Below are 7,132 nucleotides of genomic sequence, written 5' to 3'. Positions count from 1 at the left end.
GCCCACCGCCGCCCTCTGATCGAACCACAGTGGTGTCTTGGATCGCCAAAACCCGACGCCCCTGGCAGCGTTCCGCCGTCCGCCGACCTGCTTCAGCCGACATTTCCGCAATCGTCACCGCAGGATTGCGCAAGAGGCGCGTCAAACGGATCTCGCTCGCGCGATCACCGCCCAAACGCCGAACGCGAAGACCTCGACCGCCCGTCTCAACCAAACGAGCGTGCAAAAAGGCCCCCCTTTTTCCAGGCGGCGGTCGCCAAACCGCCCCAGCGTGATTGTCGACATCCTCTGTCTCCCAGCATTCCGAAAAGCATGGAATCAGAGAGAACACCGCTGCACAAACGGAAATGTGTGAATGCCGTAGCTCATCAGGGCGAGGGCAAGCGCGGCGCTCAACAGACGTTTCATGGGAGTTCTCCTTCCCGTATGTCGCTGACGACTATGGGACGGCCTGCCTGAACGCAGCCTGGGGGCGCCGTTTAGGTAAGGTTCATCTTGGGAAGGAGGTGCGGATCAGAACTATTTGCAAATAATCCCGTCAAACTTTTGTGCCAAAATGGCATACACTGTTCGGGTTGGCGCCGAATGCGCCGTTTGGAGGGGATTTTCATGAGTGAAGAAAAAGTCGAAGCCGCGGCCGCGGAGCACCATCATCACGCTGAGGTGGAAGTGGAGCGGATCGAGACGGTATCGAGCACGACCACGCCGTGGACGGTACGGCTGGTGTTCGGAATTCTCGGGCTCGTATTCCTGGCGAGCGCGGTTGCCGGCTGGTGGTTCCGCGATCTGTTCGACGACAAGATCGCAGCCTATCTGCCGTACGTCATCATCGGCTTGGTGGTGATCGGCGCCGGTGCGATCGTTGAATCCATCACCACCGAAATCTGGCTCGCCCTCATCGGCGGCGTGATTGCCTTGGCGGTGACGTTCCTGATCGTTGGACGTACACAGATCATTCCCACCGAAGGCGCGCTCTACACCGTCGACCGCTTCTCCGGTCAGGTGCATTTCTGCACGCCGGACGGCTGTCTGACGCTGAAGGAAGTGGCGTCGCTGCCAAAGCCGCCGCCGCCGCCGGCTGATGTCGTGCCGCCTGCGCCGACTGCCGCTCCGGCTGTCGTTGCACCGGCGCCGACTCCGGCGAAGAAGTAATCTCATACGAGCCGGGCGGTCCTTGTGCTGCCCGGTTCTTTTTCCCGTAAACCGATAGGGAATGCCCCGGCGTCGTTTTTTGCGCTCGGCGTTTGGCGTCAACCTGTCGCGCCAATTCAGGAAACGGCCATTGCTTCTATAAGAAGTGATGCGCCTGCCATCAGAGCTGATCGGCAAAATCGCCTTACATTGGTCCAAAGGGCGATCCCGCCGGCGCACGACCGCCTTGCCACCATAGCGCGCAGCGTGTCTGCTCCTCCGCGTAGGTAAAACTACTTACGGGTTGAGATGAGCGAGCGGACCCTCTGCAAACTGGCGATCGGACTTGGGGTAACGAACTACCTCACGTATGCGATTGCCTCGCTCGTGGCCGGCGGCGATGTTCTGCACGGCCAGATCGTCAACGGCCACTGTTTTGCGGCAACCGGTGGAGGCTTCACCGAAGTTTGGCCTCTGCTGTTCCAGTTCTGCCGGTACCAGGCGTACAGTTTGCTGGTGACGATTCCGCTTCTTCTCTTGGGTGCGTTCCGCCTCACGCCCGTGCCGCACGAGTCCGATGAATTCGTTCTATCGCGAGGAGATTGAAGATGCCCGTCTATCGCCTCACGCCGCGCACAGGAACCGAGAACAGTCCGCAATGGCGCGCGTCCTCCATGCGACCGCATTGTCTTTGGATACGTGCCCGCGACGAACTTGAAGCCCGTCGCGAAGTGGCGCGTGCCACCGCCATCGCAGCCGGTTCTATGACCCTGGCTCCGTGGAAAGACGAAGAGCTCGTTGCCTGCGAATACGACGACTCGAAAAACGTCGCAGCCGGGATCATCTACGTGCGACGCCTGCCGGTCGCGCTATCGGCTGTTCGGGAGCAACGCCTGTCGGCTTGAAACCGCCCTTCATCCGTCGAGCGCAATGATCTCGATGCGGTCGCCAGCTTCCGCTGCGGCGGCATTGGGTGGGCGCACGATCAGGGCGTCGGCTTTGGCCAGGACCGACAGCATCGCTGAATCCTGTTGCGCGAACGGGGCGACCCAGGCTTCGCCGTCGTCGTCGATCAGCCGGGCGCGGATGTAGCTTTGGCGGCCGTCGTTGGCCGGCAGGTCCTGCTTCAGGCGCGCGCGCGTTTTGGACGGCGGTTCTTCGGTGCCGAGCATCGCGGCGAGCGCGGGCTTGAGGAAAACGAGGGCGCAGACCAGCGCCGAAACCGGATTGCCCGGCAGGCCAATCAGCGGCGTCTTACCCAGCCGGCCGAAAATCAGCGGCTTGCCGGGACGCATTGCGACCTTCCAGAAATCGAGCGTGAAATCGGTGGTGCCGAGTGCCTTCTGCACCAGATCGTGATCGCCGACCGAAGCGCCGCCGAGCGTCACCACAAGATCAGCCGCGACGGCTGCAATGGTGGCGATGTCCTCGACGTTGTCTTTGAGAATGCCGAGATCGTGCGGCGCGCCTCCCCACTGCGCGATCATCGCCGCAAGGCCGAAACCGGTGGAAGCCACAATGCCGCCCGGTTGGCGCGGCGTGCCCGGCACCGACAACTCGTCGCCGATGGAGGCGATCGCCACGCGCGGGCGCGCCCTTACCTTGGCGGCGGTGACGTCGGCAGCGGCGAGTAGCGCCAGGTCGCGCGCGGTGAGGCGCTTGCCGGCGGAAACCAGAACGTCACCCTCGCGGAAATCCAGCCCGGCCGGCCGAATGAGGTCGGGGCGGATGGCCGAGGCGTTGAACTGCACGTCGCCGCCGACGATGTCGACTTCTTCCTGGATCACAATGGCGTCGGCGCCGGGCGGGATCGCCCCGCCGGTAAAGATGCGTACGGCCTCATTGGCGCCGATCGTGCAGTCGAAGGGATGGCCCGCCGGGGCGGTGCCGATCACCTTGCGTGGTGCCTCGCCGTCGGCCTTGCGGACCGCATAGCCGTCCATTGAGGAAACGGACAGCGGCGGCTGGTCGGTCTTGGCGCGGATGTCTTCGGCCGCCGTGCGTCCGGCGAGGTGGGCGAGCTCGACCGGCTCGGCGCCGACGCGAGCGAACGCCGATACAATTCTCTGCCGGGCTTCTTCGACGCTGATCATGGCAAACCCTCGCATTACCGATCACACCGCGAACAGAGCAGACGGTTGTGACGGCGCCGTGGCGGGCCTGTCGCAGCGGCGGGGCCGCTCAGTAGCCGTCAAGCGGAATGATTTCCACCCGATCGCCCGGTTTGGAGGCCGGCGAGCCCGGCGGCAGGACAACCAGCGCATCCGCCTTCGCCAGCACCGACAGCATCGGATAATCGAGCACTGGATAGGGCTCGGCCCAGACTTCGCCATCGCGCATCATCAGCTGGGCGCGGACATAGGTCTTGCGCTCGTCGGTGGCGGGCAGTTCGGCGCTGAGGCGCGCGGACATCGAATGGCAACCGCATTTGAACCGCTGCGGCAGGCTGCACAAATTCTGCGAGGTGCCGAGCATGACGTCGAGGCTCGGCCGGATGAACAGCAACGCACAGACGAGGGCTGAGGCAGGGTTGCCGGGCAGTCCCAGCATCGGGGTGCCGCCAAGCTGGCCGAACAGCAGCGGCCGCCCGGGGCGATAGGCGACCGTCCAGGACTCCATGGCGAAGTCGGTGCTGCCGAGGGCGCGCGCGACCAGTTCGGTATCGCCGACCGAGTTGCCGCCCAACGTCACCACGAGTTCGGCATCGGCATCGGCGATGGTGGCGATTTCCTCGGCGTTGTCCTCGAGGATGCCGAAATCACACGGAGCGCCGCCCCAGGTAGAGATCATCGCCGATAGGCCATAGCCGGTGGCGGCGTAGATATCGCCGGGCCGCCGTTCTTCACCCGGGGCCGCGAGCTCGTCGCCGACCGAGGCAATCGCGACGCGCGGACGGCGCCGCACCTTGGCCTGGGTGACGCCGCCGGCGGCCAGCACCGCCATGTCGCGCGCCGTGATCTTCTTGCCCGATGGGACCAGCACGGTCCCGGCCTTGAAATCGAGTCCGGCGCCGCGGATGTGTTCGGGGCGGACCGCGGTGCTTTTGAAGGTGAGGTCGCCATGGCCGGCGTCCGCTTCCTCGCGGAAGACGATGGCGTCGGCGCCATCGGGCACGACGCCGCCGATGACGATGCGGACCGCCTCGTTGGTACCGACAACGCCCAGGTGCGGATGGCCGGGCATGGCCTTGCCGACGATCTTGCGGCGCGACTCGCCATCGGCCAGCCGCACGGCATAGCCATCAACCGTGGAAATGGCTTTCGGCGGGTTATCGCCGACGGCCTTGATGTCCTCGGCCGCGACGCGTCCGGTCAGATGCGTGAGATCTTCCAGTTCGGTGTCGATCGGTTTGAAGGCGGACAGCACCCGGCGTTGCGCTTCTTCGACGCTGATCATCGGAACATATCCTCCGGACGCACTTGAGCGGCGTTTGCAAGCTTCTGAATGACATCCTCGGGCAGCGCCCGCAACCGTCCCGTGAGAAATGCGTATAGCTGGGAGGCCGGCACACCGGCCAGCTTGGCCCATTCGGTCGCCCGGAGATGGCGGCTCGTCATGAAATTGCGGAACGCCGCGCATTTGGTATCCGCCGCCGGCGTCACCGTTGGCGTCGAAGCTTCGCCGGTCAGCGCGCCCGGACGGCCGCGGCTAGGCGCCACCGGGGTCTTGCGCAACGAGCGCAGCGGCGGGGCGGTGAAGCCGCCGCTCTTGCCGCCGGATTTCGAACACAACCGGACGGTCTCGATCACCGCGCCTTTGTCGATCGCCTTGGTCATATCGTAGATGGTGAGGGCGGCGATCGAGGCGGCGGTCAGCGCCTCCATTTCCACGCCGGTGCGCCCGGAGGTCTTGACCGTGGCGACGATGCGGATGGCGGTGCGGTCGGGCACGTTCTCGAACGCGATCTCGGCTTTCGACAGTGCCAGGACGTGGCAGAGCGGGATCAGCTCCGACGTTTTCTTGGCCGCCATGATGCCGGCAATGCGGGCCGCCGCCAGGACGTCGCCCTTGGGCGCTTCGCCGGCCGCGATGGCATCGAAGGCTTCTGCCGACAGCGCGATCACGGCTTCGGCCTGCGCCTCGCGCTCGGTCACGTCCTTGCCGGAAACATCCACCATGCGTGCCGCCCCGGTTTCATCGAGATGGGTAAGATTGGCCATGAGCGCACTCTAATTCAGGTCAGCGACGCTTTGAACGGGGCTCCGACAAGGTCCGCCGTGGCCGCCGCCACATCGTCCTGGCGCATCAAAGTCTCGCCGATCAGGACGGTGGTGACGTCCGCTTCTGCCAGGCGGTCGAGGTCGGCGCGTGTGGCTAATCCGCTTTCGGCCACCACCAGTTTGCCGGCCGGAATGCGTGGAGCGAGCCGCAAGGTGACGCCGACATCGGTGACGAAGGTTTTCAGGTCGCGATTGTTGATGCCGATCATTTCCGCGCCGAGGTCGAGGGCACGGGTAAGTTCCAGCTCATTGTGGACTTCCACCAGCGCATCCATGCCGAAATCGCGGGCGGTGTGGAGGAGGGTGGCAGCGGTCTCGTCGTCGACCATCGCGAGAATGATGAGGATGGCGTCGGCTCCCCAGGCGCGCGCTTCGGCAACCTGATAGGGCTCGAGCATGAAGTCCTTGCGCAGCACCGGCAGATCGACCGCCTCGCGCGCGGCAATGAGGAATTCCGGGGCGCCCTGGAACGACGGCGTATCGGTCAGCACCGACAGGCAAGTGGCACCGCCCTGTTGATAGGCCTTGGCCAGCTTCGGCGGATCGAAATCGGCTCGGATCAGGCCTTTCGACGGGCTCGCCTTCTTGACCTCGGCGATCAGGCCGAAGCGGCGATCGAGCCGCGCTTTCAACAACGCCGTCTTGAAACCGCGAACCGGATCGGCGGCGCGGGCACAGGTCACGATCTCGGTGGGCGAGATTTTCTCCTTGGCGCGCGCCACTTCCTCACGCTTGTAGGCCGTGATCTTGTCAAGAATGTTCATGCGTTCGACACCGCGATCAGCTTGGCCAGAACCGCCTTGGCCGCGCCGCTGTCGATCGCCCTGGCGGCGATATCGACGCCCTCGCGAAGATCGCGGGCCTTGTCGGCGACGATCAGCGCCGCGGCGGAATTGAGCAGCACGATGTCGCGATAGGCGCTTTTCTCGCCGTCGAGCAGGCGGGTCAGCGCCGCAGCATTTTCCTGGGCCTCGCCGCCTTTGACCGCCGCCAAAGGATAACGCGGCAGGCCGGCGTCTTCCGGCGTCACTTCCATCGTTTGCACCCGGCCATTTTCCAGCACCGCGACCTGCGTCGCGCCGGAAATCGACAGTTCGTCGAGGCCGTCGGAGCCGTGCACGATCCACGCCTTTTCGGCGCCGAGCGACGCCAGCACATGCGCGACCGGCTCCAGCCATTCGAGCGCATACACGCCGAGCAGTTGCCGCTTGACGCCGGCCGGATTCGACAGCGGCCCCAACAAATTGAAGATGGTGCGAAAGCCGAGGGCACGGCGGACCGGCGTCACATGCTTCATCGCCGGGTGATAGCCCTGGGCGAACAGGAAACAGACGCCGCTGTCGGCGACGCAGCGCTCGGCCACCTCCGGTGTGACATCCACCTTCACGCCCAGTGCTTCCAGCACGTCGGCAGCACCGGTTTTGGACGACATGTTGCGGTTGCCGTGCTTGGCGACCGGCACGCCGCACGCCGCCGCAACGAAGCACGCCGCGCTTGAGATATTCAGCGTCGAATGGCCGTCGCCGCCGGTGCCGACGAGGTCGATCGCGCCCGCCGGCGCCTGCACGCGTTTCATCGCGGCCCGCATTGCCGTTACTGCGCCGGTGATCTCTTCCACCGTCGGTTTGCGCAAGGCCAGCGCCGTGAGCAGGCCGGCCATCTGCGCTTCGCCGACGTCGCCGGCCATGATGGCCGTAAACGCTGCCGCTGAGGCTTCGGCATCGAGCGCTTTTCCCGCCGCGACGCGCTTCAACAGCACCGAGAAATCAAGATGGCTCATC

General features: G+C 65.0%; 8 protein-coding genes and 1 pseudogene. 3 read left to right on the top strand and 6 right to left on the bottom strand.

The window, feature by feature from the left end; genetic code table 11:
• Positions 1 to 609: 609 nt before the first annotated feature.
• From AC1P6P_RS01215 to AC1P6P_RS01205, 3 genes are all read left to right on the top strand, one after another.
• The gene (locus AC1P6P_RS01215; RefSeq protein WP_481400607.1) at positions 610 to 1,152 is read left to right on the top strand and encodes a hypothetical protein; all 543 of its coding nucleotides are present in this window, start codon (positions 610 to 612) and stop codon (positions 1,150 to 1,152) included.
• A gap of 288 nt (positions 1,153 to 1,440) precedes the next feature.
• Positions 1,441 to 1,737 (top strand): hypothetical protein, encoded by a 297-nt coding sequence (locus AC1P6P_RS01210; protein ID WP_481400606.1) that lies wholly within the window; start codon positions 1,441 to 1,443, stop codon positions 1,735 to 1,737.
• Between the two features lie 2 nt (positions 1,738 to 1,739).
• On the top strand, positions 1,740 to 2,036 hold the full coding sequence (locus tag AC1P6P_RS01205; protein ID WP_481400605.1) for a hypothetical protein: 297 nt from the start codon (positions 1,740 to 1,742) through the stop codon (positions 2,034 to 2,036).
• A gap of 9 nt (positions 2,037 to 2,045) precedes the next feature.
• On the opposite strand, the gene AC1P6P_RS01200 is transcribed toward AC1P6P_RS01205, so the two are convergent.
• The 6 genes and pseudogenes from AC1P6P_RS01200 to trpD all read right to left on the bottom strand — a co-directional run bounded on the left by AC1P6P_RS01200 (position 2,046) and on the right by trpD (position 7,131).
• On the bottom strand, positions 2,046 to 3,224 hold the full coding sequence (locus AC1P6P_RS01200) for a molybdopterin molybdotransferase MoeA (protein ID WP_481400604.1): 1,179 nt from the start codon (positions 3,222 to 3,224) through the stop codon (positions 2,046 to 2,048).
• 88 nt (positions 3,225 to 3,312) lie between these two features.
• Positions 3,313 to 4,527, bottom strand: coding sequence for a molybdopterin molybdotransferase MoeA (locus AC1P6P_RS01195; protein WP_481400603.1), 1,215 nt, complete (start codon positions 4,525 to 4,527; stop codon positions 3,313 to 3,315).
• The gene (locus AC1P6P_RS01190; RefSeq protein WP_481400608.1) at positions 4,524 to 4,688 is read right to left on the bottom strand and encodes a helix-turn-helix domain-containing protein; all 165 of its coding nucleotides are present in this window, start codon (positions 4,686 to 4,688) and stop codon (positions 4,524 to 4,526) included. Before AC1P6P_RS01190 ends, AC1P6P_RS01195 begins: the two co-directional genes overlap by 4 nt.
• A gap of 132 nt (positions 4,689 to 4,820) precedes the next feature.
• A pseudogene (gene moaC, locus AC1P6P_RS01185) lies at positions 4,821 to 5,291 on the bottom strand (cyclic pyranopterin monophosphate synthase MoaC); the annotation flags it as partial.
• Positions 5,292 to 5,305: 14 nt separating this feature from the next.
• The gene (gene trpC / locus AC1P6P_RS01180; RefSeq protein ID WP_481400602.1) at positions 5,306 to 6,115 is read right to left on the bottom strand and encodes an indole-3-glycerol phosphate synthase TrpC; all 810 of its coding nucleotides are present in this window, start codon (positions 6,113 to 6,115) and stop codon (positions 5,306 to 5,308) included.
• Complete coding sequence (trpD, locus tag AC1P6P_RS01175) at positions 6,112 to 7,131, bottom strand: anthranilate phosphoribosyltransferase (protein ID WP_481400601.1); 1,020 nt, start codon at positions 7,129 to 7,131, stop codon at positions 6,112 to 6,114. The genes trpC and trpD overlap by 4 nt, the downstream gene beginning before the upstream one ends.
• Position 7,132: the final 1 nt, after the last annotated feature.

It is taken from the genome of Rhizomicrobium sp. (assembly GCF_056722145.1).
The sequence above is the reverse complement of the archived record's forward strand: the minus strand, read 5'-3'. Positions and strand labels throughout refer to the sequence as shown.